The sequence below is a fragment of the Streptomyces atratus genome (assembly GCF_014648655.1).
In the GTDB taxonomy this organism is placed as follows: domain Bacteria; phylum Actinomycetota; class Actinomycetes; order Streptomycetales; family Streptomycetaceae; genus Streptomyces; species Streptomyces atratus.
The window spans coordinates 228,799-248,401 of record NZ_BMRN01000005.1 but is presented as its reverse complement, the minus strand read 5'-3'; the positions used below and the strand labels follow the sequence as shown (position 1 = coordinate 248,401).

The window sequence follows — 19,603 nt, the reverse complement described above, 5'->3', positions numbered from 1 at the left end:
CGTAGGCGCCCTTTCCGGGGGAATCCCCCGGACCCCGGCCGCCCCTCATCTGCCGTCAATTTTCAAGGGAGACAGGACGTGTCCCGTCAGGTGTTCCTCTACGACCCCCCGGACCGCTTCGTGGCCGGTACGGTCGGGTTGCCTGGACGTCGTACGTTCTTCCTGCAGGCATCCTCAGGCGGACGTGTCACCAGCGTGGCCCTGGAGAAGACTCAGGTCGCCGCGCTCGCCGAGCGCATCGACGAACTGCTCGACGAAGTGGTGCGGCGGACCGGGGGGAATTCTCCGGTGCCCGCCGTGGCTCCGATGGATGTCACCGACACAGCGCCGCTCGACGTGCCCGTCGAGGAGGAGTTCCGGGTCGGCACGATGGCGCTCGCCTGGGACGGCGAGGAGCAGCGCATGATCGTCGAGGCGCAGGCGCTGGTCGAGCTCGACGTGGACTCCGACGAGGATCTCGCGGAGGCCGAGGAGCGGTTGCTCCAGGACGAGGAGAACGGTCCGCCGATGCTCCGGGTCCGCCTCAGCGGCGCACAGGCCCGCGCCTTCGCCAAGCGTGCCCTGGATGTCGTGAACGCCGGGCGCCCGCCGTGTCCGCTGTGCAGCCTGCCGCTCGACCCGGAAGGACACGTATGCCCGCGCCAGAACGGGTACCGTCGCGGAGCCTGACCGACACCGAGCGGGTCACCCTCCTCACCGAGGGCCGGCTCACCGTCCGCGGCCAGATCCGCGGTGCGTCCAACGCGGTGCTCTACTGCACGGTCGCCCACGAGGGCGACGAGGTGACGTGCGTCTACAAGCCGGTGGCCGGGGAACAGCCCCTGTGGGACTTCCCGGACGGCACGCTCGCCCAGCGTGAGGTGGCCGCGTACGAGATCTCCGAGGCAACGGGATGGGGGCTCATACCGCCCACCGTGCTGCGGGACGGGCCGTACGGCGAGGGCATGTGCCAGCTGTGGATCGAAGCGGCGCCGGACGGCGACGAATCCTCCGCGGACGGTCAGCCCCCGCTCCTGGCGCTCGTCGAGGACGAGGAGCCGGGGGAGGGCTGGAAGGCCGTGGCCCGCGCCGAGGTCGGGGAGGGGAAGACGGCTTTGTTGGTCCACGCGGACGATCCGCGGCTGCGGCGGCTGGCGGTCCTCGATGCCGTGATCAACAACGGTGACCGCAAGGGCGGCCATCTGCTGCCCGCACCCGACGGCCGGCTCTACGGCATCGACCACGGAGTGACCTTCAACACCGACGACAAGCTGCGCACCCTGCTCTGGGGTTGGGCGGGGGAGCCGTTGACGGCCGAGGCCGTCGAGGTCGTGGACCGGCTCGGTGCGGAGCTGGCGCCCGGGAGCTCGCTCGTCACCCGGCTGGCCGAGCTGATCACCGAGGTCGAGATCGAGGCCTTGCGGGGACGCGTGGAGGGGCTGAGGACGTCGGGGAAGCACCCGGAGCCGAGCGGTGAGTGGCCGTCGATCCCCTGGCCGCCGGTGTGACGAGATCAAGCCATACCGGCGGTGGCGGAGCGGGGTCAGGCGGGCGAGGTCCGTACCGGAGCAGATGAACCCACGCCGCGCAAGACCGCCTCTTCGGTCAAGAACCGGCATCCGGTTCGTATCCGGAACATGCATCCGGTTACGCTCGTGGCATGCATGCCTGGCCCGCTTCTGAGGTCCCCGCCCTGCCTGGCAAGGGCCGCGACCTTCGGATCCACGACACCGCGACCGGCGGACGGATCACTCTTGACCCCGGTCCCGTCGCCCGTATCTACGTCTGCGGCATCACGCCGTACGACGCGACCCACATGGGTCATGCGGCGACCTACAACGCGTTCGACCTCGTTCAGCGCGTGTGGCTCGACACCAAGCGGCAGGTTCACTATGTCCAGAACGTGACCGACGTGGACGACCCGCTGCTGGAGCGGGCCGTGCGCGACGGTCAGGACTGGACCGAGCTCGCCGAGCGCGAGACGGCCCTGTTCCGCGAGGACATGACTGCCCTGCGCATGCTCCCGCCGAAGCACTACATCGGTGCCGTGGAGGCGATACCGGGCATCGTCCCGCTCGTCGAGCGGCTCCGGGACGCCGGCGCCGCCTACGAACTCGACGGGGATGTGTACTTCTCCGTCGAGACCGACCCGCATTTCGGCGGGGTCTCGAACCTCGACGCCGAGGCGATGCGGCTGCTCTCCGCCGAGCGCGGCGGCGACCCGGAGCGCCCCGGCAAGAAGAACCCGCTCGACCCGATGCTCTGGATGGCCGCCCGTGAGGGCGAGCCGAGCTGGGACGGCGCCTCGCTCGGCCCCGGCCGGCCCGGCTGGCACATCGAGTGCGTCGCCATCGCCCTGGACCACCTCGGCATGGGCTTCGACGTCCAGGGAGGCGGGTCCGATCTCGCCTTCCCGCACCACGAGATGGGTGCCTCGCACGCCCAGGTGCTGACCGGCGAGTACCCGTTCGCCCAGGCGTATGTGCACGCCGGAATGGTCGCCCTGGACGGCGAGAAGATGTCCAAGTCCAAGGGCAACCTGGTCTTCGTCTCGAAGCTTCGTCAGGACGGCGTGGACCCGGCGGCGATCCGGCTCGCCCTGCTGTCGCACCACTACCGGTCCGACTGGGAGTGGACCGACCAGGTGCTCGCCGATGCCGTCGAGCGGCTCGGGCGGTGGCGTGCCGCCGTCTCCCGGCCCGACGGACTGCCCGCCGAGGCCCTGGTCGAGGAGGTCCGCGAGGCCCTCGCCGACGACCTGGACGCACCGGCAGCCCTGGCGGCCGTGGACCGCTGGGCCGAGCGCCAGAACGCCGAGGGCGGTACGGACGAGGGCGCACCGGGCCTCGTCTCGCGCACCGTCGACGCGCTGCTGGGTGTCGCACTGTAGTGCCGCGCACGGTGACAACCCGCTGATCGCCATCCGATGAGCCGGCCTTGGACTTCTCGACGAAGTTCAGGGCCGGTTCCGTTTTGTCCATGGTCAAGTGCTCGATGTTGCGCTAAAAGCGCTCTATGCAATCATCAACACGCATCAGAACGGCGGCACTTGCAGCCTTGCTGGGGCTGATGGCCGTCTTCGCGGGGCCCGGCGCAGCCCAGGCCGGCGCCGCCGAACCGGACACCACCACGGTCGGCGACCTCACCGGATTCTCCGCCGACGGATCCGTTTACCACTTGAGGGCCGGCGCCGCCGAGGCCCGCGTCAGCTTCGTCTCCGACGAGACCTTCCGTATCGAACTCGCCCCGGACGGTACGTTCTCCGACCCGACCGGCGAGGACATAGTCATGCCGCAGGGCACCCCGCCGCACACCCGGTGGAAGGAGCGGAGCGACGCTTACGAACTCTCCACCGGCAGCGTCACCCTGCGCGCCTACAAGGCGCCCCTGCGCTTCGCGCTGTACCGGGCGGACGGCACCCAGATCTGGTCCGAGGCCAAGGGGCTGAGCTGGGACGGGGAGCGGACCACCCAGACCCTGGCTCGCGGCGCCGACGAGCAGTTCTACGGCGCCGGGATGCAGAACGGGCGCGGCAACACCTCGCACCGCGACAAGACGGTCGAGGTCGGCGTCGACTACAACTGGAACGACGGGGGCCACCCCAACTCCGTGCCGTTCTACCTCTCCTCGGCCGGCTACGGCGTCTACCGCAACACCTACGCGCCCAACACCTACGCGTTCACCGACCCGGTGACCACCAGCGCGAAGGAGAAGCGCTTCGACGCCTACTACTTCGCGGGCGACAGCGCCAAGGACGTCATCGGGCAGTACACGAAGCTCACCGGCAAGCCCTTCCTGCCACCCGTGTACGGAATGGAGATCGGCGACGCCGACTGCTACCTCCACAACGCCAACCGCGGCGAGCGCCGCACCCTGGACTCGCTGAAGATCGCCGACGGCTACGTCGAGCACGACATGCCGAACGGCTGGATGCTGGTCAACGACGGATACGGCTGCGGCTACGAGGACCTCGCCGAGACCGCCAAGGGCCTCCAGGATCGCGACATGCAGCTCGGCCTGTGGACCGAGGACGGCATCGACAAGATCGCCGACCAGGTCAAGGCGGGCCAGCGGGTCGCCAAGCTGGACGTCGCCTGGGTCGGCTCGGGCTACAAGTTCGCTCTCGACGGCTGCAAGGACGCGTACAAGGGCATCGAGGACAACAGTGACGCCCGCGGCTTCACCTACGCCCCCGAGAGCTGGTCGGGCGCGCAGCGCTGCGGCGTCCAGTGGTCCGGCGACCAGTACGGCACCTGGGACTACATCCGCTGGCAGATCCCGACCTACGCCGGCGCCACGATGTCCGGTCTCGCCTACACCACCGGCGACGTCGACGGCATCTTCGGCGGCAGTGCCAAGACGTACACCCGTGATCTCCAGTGGAAGATGTTCCTGGGCACCACGATGACCATGGACGGCTGGGCGGCCAGCGACAAGCAGCCCTTCCGGTACGGCGAGCCCTACACCTCCATCAACCGCGACTACCTCAAGCTCAAGGAGTCGCTGCTGCCCTACCAGTACTCCTACGCGCACGAGGCGACCAAGACCGGCGTCGGCATGGTCCGCCCGCTCGTCCTCGAATACCCGGACGACCCGAAGGCCGCGACGGACGCGGCGAAGTACGAGTTCATGTCCGGCGAGGACTTCCTCGTCGCGCCCGTCTACCAGGACAGCACCGAGCGCAGCGGGATCTATCTGCCGAAGGGCACCTGGATCGACTACTGGAGCGGCCGCACGTACGAGGGGCCGACCACCGTCGACCACTACAGCGCCCCGCTCGACACCCTGCCGCTGTTCGTCAAGGGCGGTGCCGGCGTGCCGATGTGGCCGGGCATCCGCTCGTACAAGGACCGCACCGCCGACTCCCCGCTCGCCTGGGACATCTACCCGCAGGGCACGTCGTCCTTCACGCTCTACGAGGACGACGGTGTCACCCGGCAGCACCGCGACGGCAAGTACGCCACACAGACCGCCGTCGTCGACGCACCGGTACGGGGCGCGGGCGACGTCACCGTGCGGATCGGTGAGAGCGAGGGGGAGTTCACCGGCAAGCAGAGCACCCGCCCGTACGAGTTCAGCGTGCACACCGGCTCCGCGCCGAGCGCGGTCAAGCTCAACGGCAAGCTGCCCCGGCTGGGTTCCGCGGCCGCGTACAAGGCCGCGAAGCAGGGCTGGTGGTACGACCAGGACGACCGCGGCGGTGTCGTGAAGATCAAGACTGCGCCGCTCTCCACCGGCAAGAAGTTCTCCGTGAAGCTGGAGAACACGAGCGCGGTCGGCGGGAGGAACGCGGCCGCGACGGCCGTCGTCTCCGCACCGGCCGGGCAGGAGATCGGCGCCGGGGTCGAAGGCACCGTCGCCGTCGATGTCACCGCGGGCAACGCCGACGTGACGGACGCCGCGGTCACCCTCGACGTTCCCGAGGGCTGGCAGGTCACCCGGGCCCAGGCCGTGGACCGGATTCCGGCGGGCACCACCCGGCGGGTCGAGGTGTCGGTCACCCCGGCCAAGGACGCCACGGCGGGGGAGGCGAGGATCACCGCACTCGCCCGCTACCGGGCGGCCGGCGAGGCCCGGACCTCCGTCCAGCGGTTCGCTGCCGGTGTGATGCCACCGCCGCCCGCCGGTGAGGCATGGGCGAGCGATCTGGTGTGGCTGAAGTCGGTCAATGGATACGGGCCCGCCGAACGCGACCGCAGCAACGGCGAGTCGGGCGCGGCCGACGGACACCGGCTGACCCTCGCGGGGAAGACGTACGACAAGGGGATCGGCACCCACGCCGACTCCGACATCGAGGTCTATCTCGGCGGGCGCTGCACCGCCTTCACCGCGGACGTGGGGATCGACGACGAGATCAACGGCTACGGCGAAGTGGCGTTCTCCGTCGAGGCGGACGGCAAGGTGCTGTGGACCTCGCCGAAGGTGACGGGGGCGTCGGCGATCGTACCGGTCGATGTGAAGCTCGACGGTGCGCGCCATGTGAACCTGAAGGTCACGGACACCAATGGATCCAAGACCGGTGACCACGGGGACTGGGCCGCGGCGCGGTTCACCTGTTCCTGAACGACCCGGACGGCGAAGGAGCGCCGGGCGGGGATGTACCCGCCCGGCGCTCCTTCGGTCCCATCAGTCCTCCGATGAATCCTGTGGGCCGTCGTCGCCGTCCTCGTTCTCCTGGTCGGCCGATGGCTGCCGGCCGGGCCCGCTCGTGGGCGGCGAGCCGGGTCCCGTCTCGCCCCCGGTGTCCGGCCGGACCGGCTTCGGCGGACGGGTGCGGCCGCTGGAGGTGTCACGCAGGTACGAGGCGTCGCCGCTCTCCGTCGCATGCCCGCCGGGCGCCTGGCCCGGACCGACGTCCCGGCGGCGCAGATAGCGCTCGAACTCCCGGGCGATGGCCTCGCCGCTCGCCTCGGGAAGCTCCGCGGTGTCCCGGGCCTCCTCCAGCGTCTGCACGTACTCCGCCACTTCGCTGTCCTCGGCGGCCAGTTGGTCGACCCCGAGCTGCCAGGCACGCGCGTCCTCGGGCAGTTCGCCCAGCGGGATGCGCAGGCCGAGGAGGTCCTCCAGACGGTTCAGCAGCGCGAGAGTGGCCTTCGGGTTGGGCGGCTGCGACACGTAGTGCGGCACCGCCGCCCACAGGCTCACCGCGGGCACGCCCGCGTGCGTACAGGCCTCCTGGAGGATGCCGACGATGCCCGTCGGACCCTCGTACCTGGTCTCCTCCAGGTCCATGGTCCGCGCCAGATCCGGGTCGGAGGTGACTCCGCTGACCGGTACCGGGCGGGTGTGCGGGGTGTCGCCGAGCAGTGCGCCCAGGACCACCACCATCTCCACGCCCAGCTCATGGGCGAAGGCCAGGATCTCGTTGCAGAACGAGCGCCAGCGCATGGACGGCTCGATACCGCGGACCAGGACGAGATCGCGGGGCTGGTCCCCGCCGATGCGGACCACGGAGAGCCGGGTGGTCGGCCAGGTGATCTTGCGCACCCCGCCGTCCAGCCAGACCGTCGGCCGGTTGACCTGGAAGTCGTAGTAGTCCTCGGCGTCCAGCGCCGCGAACACCTCGCCCTTCCACTCCCGGTCCAGGTGCGCGACCGCCGTGGACGCGGCGTCACCTGCGTCGTTCCATCCCTCGAACGCGGCCACCATGACCGGGTCGATCAGCTCGGGAACCCCCTCGAGCTCGATCACCCAGGCCTCCTTCCGAAGTTCCCTTGCGTACCCACCAACCTTACGGCTTCCGGCCACGCTCGCCGCAGCCCCTGTGCACAGCCGGGTGAACCTGACCCGCGGAGGTGCATCACCGGTCGAATCAGGGCATCAGTCTCTGAATACATCCGAGCTGTGTCCAGTCAATTTCCTTCCAGCCCTGGACGTTGGGGCCTTCGTGACGCTATACATCGGATGACCAGAGCAGAGGTCCGATGTTATTCCCCTGGGGGCGCACATGAGTCAGACCGTCACGGATTTCGAGGTCCACGACATCCGTTTTCCGACCTCGGAACAACTGGACGGCTCGGACGCCATGAACCCCGACCCCGACTACTCGGCTGCCTATGTCGTACTGAGCACTGTCCCCGTTGACGGCGCTCACGGCACTGACATCGAGGGGCATGGCTTCTGCTTCACCATCGGGCGCGGTAACGAGGTGATGGCCGCCGCCATCGAAGCGTTGCGCCCGTACGTGGTGGGGCGCCCGGTGCCCCGCACCGCGGCCGACCTCGCCGCGTTGCACCGTGAGCTCACCCATGACTCCCAACTGCGCTGGCTCGGCCCCGAAAAGGGTGTGATGCACATGGCGGCCGGCGCGGTCGTCAACGCCGCCTGGGACCTCGCGGCGAAGCAGGCCGGCAGGCCCGTCTGGCAGTTCCTCGCCGAGATGACGCCCGAGGAGCTCGTCTCCCTCGTCGACTTCCGCTATCTCACCGATGCCCTCACCCCCGATGAGGCCCTCGCGATCCTGCGGGCCGCCGAACCGGGCCGGGCCGAGCGCGCCGAGCGGCTGCGCGCCGAGGGCTACCCGGCATACACCACCTCGCCCGGCTGGCTGGGATACACCGACGACAAGCTGGTCAGGCTGGCGAAGGAGGCCGTCGTCGACGGCTTCACCCAGATCAAGCTGAAGGTCGGCGGCAATCTCGGCGACGACGTCCGCAGACTCGCCCTGGCCCGCGAGGCCGTCGGGCCGGACATCCGGATCGCCGTCGACGCCAACCAGCGCTGGGACGTCGCCGACGCGGTGAAGTGGATGACCGCGCTCGCGCCGTACGACCCGCACTGGATCGAGGAGCCGACCAGCCCCGACGACATCCTGGGCCACGCCGCGGTCCGCGCCGGGCAGCCGGTCAAGGTCGCCACCGGCGAACATGTCGCCAACCGGGTCGTGTTCAAACAGCTGCTGCAGGCCGGAGCCGTCGACTTCGTCCAGATCGACGCGGCCCGGGTCGCGGGAGTCAACGAGAACCTGGCGATCCTGCTGCTCGCCGCCAAGTACGGCGTACCGGTCTGCCCGCACGCGGGCGGTGTCGGACTGTGCGAGCTGGTGCAGCACCTCTCGATGTTCGACTATGTGGCGGTCTCCGGCAGTTGGGAGAACCGTGTGATCGAGTACGTCGACCATCTCCACGAACACTTCGCCGACCCCACCGTGATCGAGTCCGGCAGATACGCCGCCCCGAGTTCCCCGGGCTTCTCCGCCCGGATGCTCCCCGAATCGATCGCCGCGCACCGCTATCCGGAGGGCCCCGTATGGCAGGCCCGCCGCACCACCGAGGAGGATGACCGATGACCGGCACAAGCGACTTCGAGGGCATGAACGCCCTGGTGACGGGAGGCGCCTCCGGCATCGGGGCCGCCGTGGCGACGATGCTGCTGGCGCGCGGTGCGCGTGTGGCCGTACTCGACCGTGAGACCGCAGGCGCCCCCGACGGCACGCTCGCCCTCAAGGCGGACGTCACCGACGACGCGGCCGTGCGCGAGGCGGTCGACCTGGCCGCCGGTGAACTGGGCGGTCTGCACTCCGTCGTGTCCAACGCGGGCATCGGTTCCATCGGCACGGTCGAGGACAACACCGACGACGAGTGGACCCGGGTCCTGGACATCAACGTCCTCGGCATGGTCCGCACCGCCCGGCACGCCCTGCCCCATCTGCGGCGCGCGGCGGCCGACCGCCCCGGTGCCGTCTCGATCACCCAGACCTGCTCGATCGCCGCGACCGCCGGACTGCCGCAGCGCGCGCTGTACAGCGCGAGCAAGGGCGCGGTCCTCTCGCTGACCCTTGCGATGGCCGCCGACCATGTCCGTGAGGGCATCCGGGTCAACTGCGTCAATCCGGGCACCGCGGACACCCCGTGGATCGGGCGGCTCCTGGGCCAGGCCGACGACCCGGTCGCTGAGCGAGCCGCGCTGGACGCCCGCCAGCCGCTGGGACGGCTGGTCTCGGCGGACGAGGTGGCCGCCGCGATCGTCTACCTGGCCGGCCCCGCCGCCGCCTCGATCACCGGCACGGCACTGGCCGTCGACGGCGGAATGCAGGGCCTGCGCCTGCGCCCCGCCCAGAACTGATCAAGGGCGCGCGGCCCTCGGGCCTGTCCGGCGGACCAGGGCCGGACAGGCACGAGCCGCACAGACGGGCCGCACCCCTGTGCACCATGCACCGCCGTTTTGCCGACAGAGCTCCGAGCCGGTACTCCACAAAGGACGGGACACCAATGAGAGTGCGTACGACGAGTGCGGCAGCCTGCGCCGTACTGCTGGCCGTCACGGCCCTCGCGGGCTGCAACCGCGAGTCCACCGCGGACGGTGCGGGCAGCGGGAAGGTCGGCATCGACCTGCCGCGCAGCGACAGCGACTTCTGGAACTCGTACCAGAACTACGTGGAGAAGGGGGTCAAGGCGGGCGAGGTCAAGGCGCTGCCGCTGACCAACTCGCAGAATGACATCGGCAAGCTGGTCGCCAACGTCCAGACCTTCACGGACCAGGGCGCCAAGGCCGTCGTGATGGCACCCCAGGACACCGGTGCGATAGCCGAGTCGCTCAACACCCTGAACGAGAAGAAGATCCCGGTCGTCAGCGTCGACACCCGCCCCGACAAGGGCAACATCTACATGGTGGTGCGGGCCGACAACAAGGCGTACGGGACCAATGCCTGCAAGTACCTCGGCGAGCAGCTGAAGGGCAAGGGCAAGGTCGTCGAGTTCCAGGGCGACCTCGCCTCGATCAACGGCCGCGACCGGTCCGAGGCGTTCAAGTCCTGCATGGACAAGGAATTCCCCGGCATCGAGGTCTTCGAGCTGGCCACCGACTGGAAGGGCGATGTCGCCTCCGCCAAGCTCCAGGCCACCCTGACCGCCAACCCCGACATCAACGGCATCTACATGCAGGCCGGCGGTGTCTTCCTGCAGCCCACCCTCGCGCTGCTGGAGCAGAAGAAGCTGCTGAAGCCGGCCGGCACGCCGGGCCACATCACGATCATCTCCAACGACGGCATCCCGGAGGAGTTCGACGCCATCAAGGCCGGGAAGATCGACGCGACGATCTCCCAGCCCGCCGACCTGTACGCGAAGTACGCGCTGTACTACGCCAAGGCCGCGCTGGACGGCAAGACCTTCAAGGAAGGCCCCACCGACCATGACTCGAACATCATCAGGATCCCGAACGGCTTCGAGGACCAGCTTCCCGCCCCCCTGGTGACCAAGGACAACGTGGACGACCCGAAACTGTGGGCCAATCAGCTGGAGAAGAAGAGCCGGCCGTGACTCCTCTCTCTCGTCACCGAGAGGGCTTCCCTCCCGGCTCCGAGGAACCGGGCAGCGGCCAAGCCCTGACCGCTGCCCGGGGGCAGGACACAGACATTGCTGCAGCGCTTCGCTGAGAAGGGGTCTGATGGAAAAGGCACCACCACCTGCTGTACAGGCGGAAGGCGTTGTCAAACGCTTCGGGCCCACCGTGGCGCTCGACGGGGTCCGGCTCACCGTACAGCCCGGTGAGTCCCATGCCCTCGTCGGTCGCAACGGTGCGGGCAAGTCGACGCTGGTCAGCGTCCTGACCGGACTCCACAAGGCGGACGCGGGCACGGTCACGTTCGGCGGGGAGCGCGCGCCCGCCTTCGGGGACACCACGGCCTGGCAGTCGAAGGTCGCCTGCGTCTACCAGAAGTCCATGGTCGTCCCCGACCTGACCGTCGCCGAGAACCTCTTTCTCAACCGTTTCGACGACAACTCCCGGTGGATCAGCTGGGGGAAGCTCCGCAGGCGTGCCGAGCGGCTCCTCGCCGACTACGGGGTCCAGGTCGACCCCAGCACCCGGGCGCGCGATCTCGCCGTCGAGCAGCGGCAGTTCGTCGAGATAGCCCGGGCGCTGTCCTTCGGCGCCCGGCTGATCATCCTGGACGAGCCGACCGCCCAGCTCGATGCCCGTGGCATCGGGCGGCTCTTCGACAAGCTCAGGGAACTGCAGAGCCAGGGAGTGGCGTTCCTCTTCATCTCCCACCATCTGCAGGAGGTGTACGAACTGTGCACGGCGGTCACCGTCTACCGCGACGCACGCCATGTGCTGAGCGCCCCGGTCGCCGACATCGCCAAGGCGGAACTGGTGGCGGCGATGACCGGAGAGCAGTCCGCCGGCGCCACCGCCTGGCATGCGGGCGGTGACCGTGCGGCGGTACGGGACCAGTCGGCCGCCCCCGTTCTGCGTACCGAAGGGCTCACGCTGGAGGGCCGGTTCGAACCGTTGGACCTGGAGGTCCGCCCCGGCGAGGTGGTCGGCCTCGCCGGCTCCGCGGCCAGCGGCAACACGGCCCTGGGCGAGGCCCTGGCCGGTATGCGAAAGGCGGGCGGCGGCACGGTCTTTGTACACGGAAGGACCGTGCGCACCGGCAGTGTGCCGCACGCACTGGACGCCGGGATCGGCTACATCCCCGAGGACCGGCACGACCAGGGCCTCGTCCTGGAACGCAGCGTCGCCGAGAACGCCACCCTCACGGTCACCGACCAGCTCGGCCCGTGGGGGACCGTACTGCCCTCCCGTACCCGGGAGTTCGCACGGTCGGTGATCGCCTCGCTGGACATCAAGACACAGGGGCCCCAGCAGCCCGTCTCCGGGCTCTCCGGCGGCAACCAGCAGAAGGTGGTCGTCGCCCGTGCGCTGGCCCGCAAGCCGAGCGTGCTGGTGGCCGTGCGGCCCACCGCGGGTGTGGACATCAAGTCCAAGGACTCGCTGCTCACAGTCGTGCGGCGGGTCGCCGACGAGGGCAACGCCGCAGTGATCATCTCGGACGAACTGGACGATCTGCGGGTCTGCGACCGAGTGCTCGCCCTGTTCCACGGGCGCGTGGTCGCAACATTCGCAAGCGGGTGGACCGACGGGGAACTCGTCGCCGCCATGGAAGGTGTGGGGGAAAGGGAATGACCGGAACGGTACGGCCTGTGGCGGCCGACGGCATCGACGGCGGGCTGAAGGGCTCCCCGGCGGGCGAGAGCTCGCTGGACCGGCTGAAGCTGATCCGGTGGAGCGACTTCTCCCTGGTACCGGTGATTCTGGTGCTGATGGTGATCGGGTTCATCGTCTCGCCGGTGTTCCTGACCTCCGAGAACCTGATCAGCGTCGTCCAGCAGTCCTCCGAGTTGAGCCTGCTGGTCCTGGGCCAGGCGCTGATCCTGATCTGCGGACGGATGGATCTGTCACTGGAGTCGACGATCGGCATCGCGCCGGTCGTCGCGATGTGGCTGGTCCTGCCCGCGGAGGGCGGCCGCTTCGCGGGCCTCGGTCTGCTGCCCGCCTGGTCGGCGATCCCGCTCTGTCTGCTGGTGGGCCTCGCCATCGGGGCGGTCAACGGCTTCCTGATGCTGAAGTTGAGGGTCAACGGCTTCATCGCCACGCTCGGCATGCTCACCATGCTGCGCGGCCTGCACATCGGCATCACCGAGGGCAAGTCCATCACCGACGTCCCGGAGTCCTTCCGCTACCTCGGCAAGAGCGAATGGCTCGGCGCACCGGCCGCCGTCTGGATCTGCCTGGCGCTGTTCGCCGTCGGTGGCGCCGCACTGGCCTGGCTGCGCCATGGACGCTCGCTGTACGCCATCGGCGGCAACCCGGAAGCGGCGCGAGCCGCGGGTATCCGGGTGGACCGGGTCACCTGGATCGTGCTCGCCATCGGCGGTCTGCTGGCGGCCTTCGCGGGCATCCTCTACACCGGCCACTACGGATCGGTCGCGGCGACCCAGGGCAACGGCTGGATCTTCCAGGTGTTCGCCGCCGCGGTCATCGGCGGCATCAGCCTCAAGGGCGGCCGGGGCACCCTGTTCGGTGCGCTGACCGGCGTACTGACGCTCCAGCTGGTGGTCAATGTGATGACCCTCGGCGGTGTCCCGGCGCTCTGGAACCAGTTCCTCAACGGCGCCATCATCATCGTCGCGCTGGTCATCTCCCGCTTCGCGAGCGGCGAGAAGCAGGACTGAACCCGTTCTCGCAGACGCCGGCGGGGCTGATTACTCAGCCCCGCCGGCGTTCGAGGTGCAGGGCCCGGTGCAAAGCCCCGGTCACCCACCCGCCGTGCGCTACAGCGTCGACCGCAACCACTGCTCGACGCTCGCCACGTGCACCGTCGCCCAGGCCCGCGCAGCCTCGGTATCCCGGTCCCGCAGCGCCGATACGATCGCCCGGTGCTCATGGAGCGTGCGGCTGACCGCGTCCTCCTGCGTCAGACCGCGCCAGATCCGCGCCCGGGTCGTCGGCCCCGACAGCCCGTCGAGCAGCGAGCAGAGCACCGAATTACCGGAAGACTGCACGATGCCGCGGTGGAACTCCAGATCGCAGGCGACCAGCTCCTCCACCGAGGGCTGCGCACCCAGGGCATCCAACTGTGAGCTCAGTACGTCCAGTTGGGCCTCGCTGATCCGGGTCGCGGCCATCGCCGTCGCGGCCGGTTCCAGAATGCGGCGGACCGCGAGGAATTCGAGCACCGTGTCGTCGCGGTGGAAATCCACCACGAAGCTCAGCGCCTCCAGCAGCAACTGCGGATCGAGGCTGGTCACATACGTGCCGTCGCCCTGCCGCACATCGAGGATGCGGATCAGCGACAGGGCGCGCACCGCCTCCCTCAGAGAGTTGCGGGAGAGCCCCAGCTCCGCCGCGAGTTCGCTCTCCTTGGGGAGCCGGTCGCCGGGCCGCAGCGCACCCGAGACGATCATTCCCTTGATCTTCTCGATCGCCTCGTCGGTGACAGCCATGACGGTCCTCCTGGATCCGGACTGGAATCAGACATCCGATGTCTCTCTTCATTATGCGGGTCGGAAGAGGCGGATGGACCAGGTCTGCCGCAGGTCGTCCCAGGTGCGCGGCTGCCGCACGGTCATCGGGGCCGGGCGGGGTCAGTCCCAGAGCGCGGACGGTGCCTCACGCCGTACCACCGGAGCGATGTCCTCGGCGAACCGCCGTAGCGTCTCGATCTGCTCGGGGTGGCTGAGTCCGAAGCCGTCCACGGTGATCGATTGCAGGTCGTGTCCGTACACCTCGTGCCAGCCGAGGATCTTGTCGATGATCTGCTGCGGGCTGCCGATCAGCTGGGGCCCGTCCGAGATGGCCTCCTCGATCGTCCGGAACGGCGTGTTGTAGCCGGCCCGGCCCTCCAGGTGCGGCCGGGAAGACTGCTTCACCTTCGCCTCGTACAGCTCCTTGTAGCGCGCCACCGCCTGCTGCGAACTGTCGGCGATCAGCAGCCCGCCCGAGCCCGCCGCCACATGCGCGCGGGCCGGATCGTGCCCGTACGCCTCGAAGCGCTCCCGGTAGTGGTCGATCAGCCGGGCGTACGCCGCACGGGGCTGGACGGCATTGGCGGTGAACAGCGGATCGCCGTGGAGCGCCGCCAGTTCGGGGGAGTTGAGGCTGGTCGCCGAACCGTGCCAGACGCGCGGCACCCCGGCGTACGGGCGTGGCAGGGTCGTCGTGTTCTTCAGCGCGGGACGGAACTCGCCCTCCCAGTCGACGCCCTCCTCGGTCCACAGCCGCCGCAGCAGTTCGTACTTCTCCTTCTGGAGGTCCCACTGCCGCTCCTCGTCGAGCCCGAAGAGGTCGAAGTGACCGGCCTCCGCGCCCTTCCCGACGACCAGCTCGATCCGGCCCCTGGACATCTGGTCGAGCGTCGCGAAGTCCTCGGCCACCCGCACCGGATCGAGGATCGCGACGACCGTGACACCGGTCAGGAGCCGGATGGTGGAGGTACGGGCCGCCAGCGCACCGAGCACCACACTCGGGCTCGACGAGAGGAAGGGGCCGGCATGCCGCTCGCCGATCGCGTACGCGTCGAAGCCGAGCCGCTCTGCGACGACCCCGGTCTCGATCACCTCCTCGAACCGCTCGGCGGGGGAGGGGAGATGGCCGGTCAGCGGGTGCGGGGCGTGACCGATGAGAGAAAGCACGGAAAGCTTCATGGTTCAACTGTCCCCGCGTCACATTGCACCCGTATGGCAACCGTGTGGCGCGTCCACCGGGCCGTGGCATCCCGGACACACGGACGGGGCGGCTCCCCCGTGGCAGCCGCCCCGTCCGATCCGTCCGGCCCCGTCAGCTCCGGTCGCCGAGCATGGACTCGACGCCGGCCCGGATCTCGTCCGTCGCCAGGCCCCGGATCGTCAGCGTCGTGCGGCGGCGCAGCACATCGTCCGCCGTCTCGGCCCACTCGTGATCACGTGCGTAGGCGACCTGAGCCCAGATCTCCGGCGCGTCCGGGTGGATGCGCTCGGCCAGCGCCGGGTTCTCGTTCGCCAGCCGTGCGATGTCGAAGGAGAGCGAGCCGTAGTGCGTGGCGAGGTGGCGGGCGGTGTCGGCGGACATCCGCGGTCCGGGCGTTCCACCGTCGATCAGCAGCCGGTGAGCGACTGCGTTCGGGTTGGCGATACCGGGCAGCGGGAGCTTCTTCGGCAGATGCGCCATGGGCTCCATGTCCTCGGCCAGCGGGTGCCCGGGGAGCGCGGCCAGCTTGTTCATCACCGTACGGCCGATGTGGCGGAAGGTCGTCCACTTGCCGCCCGCGACCGAGAGCATCCCGCCGCGGCCCTCCGTCACGACCGTCTCGCGCTTGGCCTTGGACGTGTCGCCCGGGCCGCCCGGCAGCACCCGCAGGCCCGCGAAGGAGTAGGTGATCAGATCGCGCGACAGCTGCTGGTCCTTGATGGAGAACGCTGCCTCGTCCAGGATCTGCGCGGTGTCCTTCTCGTTGACCGCGACGTCCGCCGGATCGCCCTCGTACTCCTCGTCCGTCGTACCGAGCAGCAGCATGTCCTCCCACGGCAGGGCGAACGTGATGCGGTACTTGTCGATCGGGGTGGCCAGCGCGGCCTTCCAGGGACGCGTGCGCTTGAGCACCAGGTGTGCGCCCTTGGACAGACGTATCGAAGGCGCCGCGTTCGGGTCCTCCATCTTGCGCAGGTGATCGACCCACGGGCCGGTGGCGTTCAGCACGAGGCGGGCATCGACACCGAACTCCGTGCCGTCCGTCCGGTCCTCCAGGTCGGCGCCCGTCACCCGGCCCTTCGTGAACCGCAGCCCGGTCACCGCCGCGTGGTTCAGGACGACCGCGCCCGCGTCGACGGCCGCGCGGACCGTCATCAGTGCCATCCGGGCATCGTTCATCTGGTCGTCGCCGTAGACCGCGACGGCCTTCAGATTGTCCGTACGCAGCTCCGGCACATCGCGCTGCGCCTTCGACGGGCTGATCACGTGCCCGACCCCGTCACCGAACGCGGAGAGCGCCGAGTACGCGAACACACCCGCACCGAGCTTGGCCGCGCCGTGCGGGCCGCCCTTGTAGACCGGCAGGTAGAAGGTGAGCGGATTCGCCAGGTGCGGGGCGACCTGACGGGACACCGCGCGCCGCTCGAAGTGATTCTCCGCGACCAGCTTCACCGCGCCGGTCTGCAGGTAGCGCAGACCGCCGTGGAGCAGCTTGGAAGAGGCGGAGGAGGTGGCGCCGGCGAAGTCGCCGGCGTCCACCAGGGCCACCCGCAGCCCGGACTGCGCGGCGTGCCAGGCGGTGGAGATGCCCAGGATGCCGCCACCGATCACCAGGAGGTCGTACGTCGCCTTGGAGAGCTGCTCCCGAGTCTCGGCGCGGCTCGGAAGGGAGCCGGAGGCCGGGTGCGTCCCGAGTGACGGGACGCTCTGCAGGGTGGTCATTGTGATTACTCCTCGACTGTGCTGTCTTCGAGCCAGCCCATGGTCCGTTCCACGGCCTTGAGCCAGCTCTTGTACTCGCGGTCGCGGGTGTCCGCGGCCATGCGGGGTGTCCACTCGGCGGCCCGGCGCCAGTTGGCGCGCAGTGCGTCGGTGTCCGGCCAGAAGCCGACGGCGAGACCGGCGGCGTAGGCGGCGCCGAGGCAGGTGGTCTCGGCGACCATGGGCCGCACCACGGGTGCGTCCAGGAAGTCGGCGAGTGTCTGCATCAGCAAGTTGTTGGAGGTCATGCCGCCGTCGACCTTGAGGGCGGCGAGCTCGACACCGGAGTCCTTCGTCATGGCGTCGGTGATCTCGCGGGTCTGCCAGGCGGTGGCCTCCAGGACGGCACGGGCGATGTGCGCCTTGGTGACGTACCTGGTCAGACCGGCGATGACGCCGCGGGCGTCGGAGCGCCAGTACGGGGCGAACAGACCCGAGAAGGCGGGCACGAAGTACGCACCGCCGTTGTCCTCGACCGAGGAGGCCAGGGTCTCGATCTCGGCCGCGGACTTGATCAGGCCCATCTGGTCACGCATCCACTGCACCAGCGAGCCCGTGACGGCGATGGAGCCCTCCAGGGCGTACACCGGCTTCTGGTCGCCGATCCGGTAACCGACCGTCGTCAGCAGTCCGTTGTACGAGTTGACGGGCGTCTCACCGGTGTTCATCAGCATGAAGGTGCCGGTGCCGTACGTGGACTTGGCCTCGCCCTCGGAGAAGCAGGTCTGGCCGAAGAGGGCCGCCTGCTGGTCGCCGAGAGCGGAGGCGACCGGGACACCGTCCAGGACGCCGCCCTTGGCGGTGCCGTACACCTCGGCGGAGGAGCGGATCTCGGGCAGCACGGCCGCCGGGATCTCCATGGACGCGAGGATCTTGTCGTCCCACGCCAGGGTGTGCAGGTTCATCAGGAGGGTGCGCGAGGCGTTGGTGACGTCGGTGACATGGACGCCGCCGTCCGTGCCGCCGGTCAGGTTCCAGATGACCCAGGAGTCCATGGTGCCGAAGAGGATGTCGCCGCGCTCGGCGCGCTCGCGCAGCCCCTCGACGTTGTCGAGCAGCCAGCGGACCTTGGGGCCCGCGAAGTACGAGGCGAGCGGCAGACCGGTCTCGCGGCGGAAGCGGTCCTGGCCCACGTTCCGGCCGAGCTCCTTGCAGAGCGCGTCGGTGCGGGTGTCCTGCCAGACCAGGGCGTTGTGGACGGGCTCACCGGTGTTCTTGTCCCAGAGCAGTGTGGTCTCGCGCTGGTTGGTGATGCCGATCGCCTTCACATCGGCGGCGGTGATGCCCGCCTTGACGATGGCGCCGGCGACGACCTCCTGGACGTTCTCCCAGATCTCGGTCGCGTTGTGCTCGACCCAGCCCGGCTTCGGGAAGATCTGTTCGTGCTCCTTCTGGTCGACGGAGACGATCCGGCCGTCCTTGTCGAAGACGATGCAGCGGCTGGAGGTGGTGCCCTGGTCGATGGCCGCGATGAACGGGCCGGTGGTGTGTGCGTCGGTCACGGTGTGCTCCCGGAAGTCTGTGTGGTCTTGAGGGTTACGGCTCTGTGCGCCGCGGCTCAGGCGAAGGCGACGTTGTAGAGCCCGCCCGCGATCGCGCCGCCGATGAGCGGTCCGACGACCGGGATCCATGCGTAGCCCCAGTCGGAGCCGCCCTTGTTCGGCAGCGGCAGCAGCGCGTGCACGATACGCGGACCGAGGTCGCGAACCGGGTTGATTGCGTAACCCGTCGGCCCGCCGAGGGAGAGACCGATACCGACGACGACCAGAGCGGTGACCAGTGCGCCGAGCGTGCCCAGGCCGTTGCCCTCGTTGTTGAGGCCCTGGGTGAGGATCGCCAGCACGAGTACCACGGTGGCGATGATTTCGGTGACGAGGTTCTGCACCGCGTGCCGGATCTCGGGGCCGGTGGAGAAGATGCCCAGCACCGGGCCCGCCTTCGGGGCGGCGGCCTTGTCGACCAGGCCCTCTTCACCCGACTGGGCGCCCAGGATCTCCGGATCGGTGAGATGCGCCCGGAACTGCCCGTAGTACGTCAGCCAGACCAGCACCGCGCCGATCATCGCGCCGAGCAGCTGGGAGCCGAGGTACAGCGGTACGTCGCCCCACTTGGTGCCGCCCTCGATCGCGAGACCGATCGTGACCGCCGGATTGAGATGCGCGCCGGAAACGCCACCGGCCAGATATGCGCCGGTCAGCACGGCGAAACCCCACCCGAAGGTGATGGCGAGCCAGCCGGCGTTCTGCGCCTTGGAGCGCTTGAGCGTGACGGCGGCACAGACACCGCCGCCGAGCAGGATGAGTACGGCGGTACCTATGGTCTCGCCGATGAAGATGTCGGAGCTGGACACCCGCGACTCCTTTGTCCTTCGTCCAGGGAAGCCGAACCCCGGGTCCCTCCGGTGGTCCGCGCC

The 19,603-nt window shown here is 69.4% G+C and carries 15 protein-coding genes; 9 read left to right on the top strand and 6 right to left on the bottom strand.

Annotation, left to right across the window (positions count from 1 at the left end; all coding sequences use genetic code 11):
• Positions 1 to 78: 78 nt before the first annotated feature.
• The 4 genes from IEZ15_RS11170 (at position 79) to IEZ15_RS11155 (ending at position 6,042) form a co-directional block, all read left to right on the top strand.
• Positions 79 to 669 (top strand): DUF3090 domain-containing protein, encoded by a 591-nt coding sequence (locus IEZ15_RS11170; protein WP_072484378.1) that lies wholly within the window; start codon positions 79 to 81, stop codon positions 667 to 669.
• Complete coding sequence (locus IEZ15_RS11165; protein WP_114243650.1) at positions 633 to 1,487, top strand: SCO1664 family protein; 855 nt, start codon at positions 633 to 635, stop codon at positions 1,485 to 1,487. Before IEZ15_RS11170 ends, IEZ15_RS11165 begins: the two co-directional genes overlap by 37 nt.
• Positions 1,488 to 1,639: 152 nt before the next feature.
• Complete coding sequence (gene mshC, locus IEZ15_RS11160) at positions 1,640 to 2,869, top strand: cysteine--1-D-myo-inosityl 2-amino-2-deoxy-alpha-D-glucopyranoside ligase (RefSeq protein ID WP_189276223.1); 1,230 nt, start codon at positions 1,640 to 1,642, stop codon at positions 2,867 to 2,869.
• A gap of 125 nt (positions 2,870 to 2,994) precedes the next feature.
• Positions 2,995 to 6,042, top strand: coding sequence for an NPCBM/NEW2 domain-containing protein (locus tag IEZ15_RS11155; protein WP_189276221.1), 3,048 nt, complete (start codon positions 2,995 to 2,997; stop codon positions 6,040 to 6,042).
• A 63-nt stretch (positions 6,043 to 6,105) separates the two neighbouring features.
• On the opposite strand, the gene IEZ15_RS11150 is transcribed toward IEZ15_RS11155, so the two are convergent.
• Positions 6,106 to 7,170 carry a PAC2 family protein gene (locus tag IEZ15_RS11150; protein ID WP_189276220.1) on the bottom strand — a complete coding sequence of 355 codons (1,065 nt, stop codon included), beginning with the start codon at positions 7,168 to 7,170 and terminating at the stop codon, positions 6,106 to 6,108.
• Positions 7,171 to 7,426: 256 nt separating this feature from the next.
• Here IEZ15_RS11150 and IEZ15_RS11145 point away from each other — a divergent pair, with 256 nt between their 5' ends.
• From IEZ15_RS11145 to IEZ15_RS11125, 5 genes are all read left to right on the top strand, one after another.
• Complete coding sequence (locus tag IEZ15_RS11145) at positions 7,427 to 8,767, top strand: L-fuconate dehydratase (RefSeq protein ID WP_189276217.1); 1,341 nt, start codon at positions 7,427 to 7,429, stop codon at positions 8,765 to 8,767.
• Positions 8,764 to 9,543 carry an SDR family NAD(P)-dependent oxidoreductase gene (locus IEZ15_RS11140; protein WP_189276215.1) on the top strand — a complete coding sequence of 260 codons (780 nt, stop codon included), beginning with the start codon at positions 8,764 to 8,766 and terminating at the stop codon, positions 9,541 to 9,543. Before IEZ15_RS11145 ends, IEZ15_RS11140 begins: the two co-directional genes overlap by 4 nt.
• 146 nt (positions 9,544 to 9,689) lie before the next feature.
• Positions 9,690 to 10,736, top strand: a complete 1,047-nt coding sequence (locus tag IEZ15_RS11135; RefSeq protein WP_189276213.1) for a sugar ABC transporter substrate-binding protein — start codon at positions 9,690 to 9,692, stop codon at positions 10,734 to 10,736.
• 127 nt (positions 10,737 to 10,863) lie between these two features.
• The gene (locus tag IEZ15_RS11130; RefSeq protein ID WP_189276211.1) at positions 10,864 to 12,387 is read left to right on the top strand and encodes a sugar ABC transporter ATP-binding protein; all 1,524 of its coding nucleotides are present in this window, start codon (positions 10,864 to 10,866) and stop codon (positions 12,385 to 12,387) included.
• Positions 12,384 to 13,436, top strand: coding sequence for an ABC transporter permease (locus IEZ15_RS11125; protein WP_189276209.1), 1,053 nt, complete (start codon positions 12,384 to 12,386; stop codon positions 13,434 to 13,436). Before IEZ15_RS11130 ends, IEZ15_RS11125 begins: the two co-directional genes overlap by 4 nt.
• 99 nt (positions 13,437 to 13,535) lie before the next feature.
• Here IEZ15_RS11125 and IEZ15_RS11120 read toward each other — a convergent pair whose 3' ends face one another.
• From IEZ15_RS11120 to IEZ15_RS11100, 5 genes are all read right to left on the bottom strand, one after another.
• On the bottom strand, positions 13,536 to 14,207 hold the full coding sequence (locus IEZ15_RS11120; RefSeq protein ID WP_114243641.1) for a FadR/GntR family transcriptional regulator: 672 nt from the start codon (positions 14,205 to 14,207) through the stop codon (positions 13,536 to 13,538).
• Positions 14,208 to 14,348: 141 nt separating this feature from the next.
• Positions 14,349 to 15,407, bottom strand: a complete 1,059-nt coding sequence (locus IEZ15_RS11115; protein ID WP_189276207.1) for an LLM class flavin-dependent oxidoreductase — start codon at positions 15,405 to 15,407, stop codon at positions 14,349 to 14,351.
• A 133-nt stretch (positions 15,408 to 15,540) separates the two neighbouring features.
• Positions 15,541 to 17,151 (bottom strand): glycerol-3-phosphate dehydrogenase/oxidase, encoded by a 1,611-nt coding sequence (locus IEZ15_RS11110; RefSeq protein ID WP_114243639.1) that lies wholly within the window; start codon positions 17,149 to 17,151, stop codon positions 15,541 to 15,543.
• A 5-nt stretch (positions 17,152 to 17,156) separates the two neighbouring features.
• Positions 17,157 to 18,692: a glycerol kinase GlpK gene (gene glpK, locus IEZ15_RS11105; protein ID WP_114243638.1), complete on the bottom strand. Its 1,536-nt coding sequence runs from the start codon at positions 18,690 to 18,692 to the stop codon at positions 17,157 to 17,159.
• A 56-nt stretch (positions 18,693 to 18,748) separates the two neighbouring features.
• Positions 18,749 to 19,540: an MIP/aquaporin family protein gene (locus IEZ15_RS11100; RefSeq protein ID WP_189276204.1), complete on the bottom strand. Its 792-nt coding sequence runs from the start codon at positions 19,538 to 19,540 to the stop codon at positions 18,749 to 18,751.
• Positions 19,541 to 19,603 lie beyond the last annotated feature (63 nt).

Excerpts from the sequence above, each read along its gene's own strand:
- IEZ15_RS11165 (WP_114243650.1), top strand. The coding sequence starts at position 633 with ATGCCCGCGCCAGAACGGGTACCGTCGCGGAGCCTGACCGACACCGAG.
- mshC (WP_189276223.1), top strand. The coding sequence starts at position 1,640 with ATGCATGCCTGGCCCGCTTCTGAGGTCCCCGCCCTGCCTGGCAAGGGC.
- IEZ15_RS11155 (WP_189276221.1), top strand. The coding sequence starts at position 2,995 with ATGCAATCATCAACACGCATCAGAACGGCGGCACTTGCAGCCTTGCTG.
- IEZ15_RS11145 (WP_189276217.1), top strand. The coding sequence starts at position 7,427 with ATGAGTCAGACCGTCACGGATTTCGAGGTCCACGACATCCGTTTTCCG.
- IEZ15_RS11140 (WP_189276215.1), top strand. The coding sequence starts at position 8,764 with ATGACCGGCACAAGCGACTTCGAGGGCATGAACGCCCTGGTGACGGGA.
- IEZ15_RS11135 (WP_189276213.1), top strand. The coding sequence starts at position 9,690 with ATGAGAGTGCGTACGACGAGTGCGGCAGCCTGCGCCGTACTGCTGGCC.
- IEZ15_RS11130 (WP_189276211.1), top strand. The coding sequence starts at position 10,864 with ATGGAAAAGGCACCACCACCTGCTGTACAGGCGGAAGGCGTTGTCAAA.
- IEZ15_RS11125 (WP_189276209.1), top strand. The coding sequence starts at position 12,384 with ATGACCGGAACGGTACGGCCTGTGGCGGCCGACGGCATCGACGGCGGG.
- IEZ15_RS11120 (WP_114243641.1), bottom strand. The coding sequence starts at position 14,207 with ATGGCTGTCACCGACGAGGCGATCGAGAAGATCAAGGGAATGATCGTC.
- IEZ15_RS11115 (WP_189276207.1), bottom strand. The coding sequence starts at position 15,407 with ATGAAGCTTTCCGTGCTTTCTCTCATCGGTCACGCCCCGCACCCGCTG.
- IEZ15_RS11110 (WP_114243639.1), bottom strand. The coding sequence starts at position 17,151 with ATGACCACCCTGCAGAGCGTCCCGTCACTCGGGACGCACCCGGCCTCC.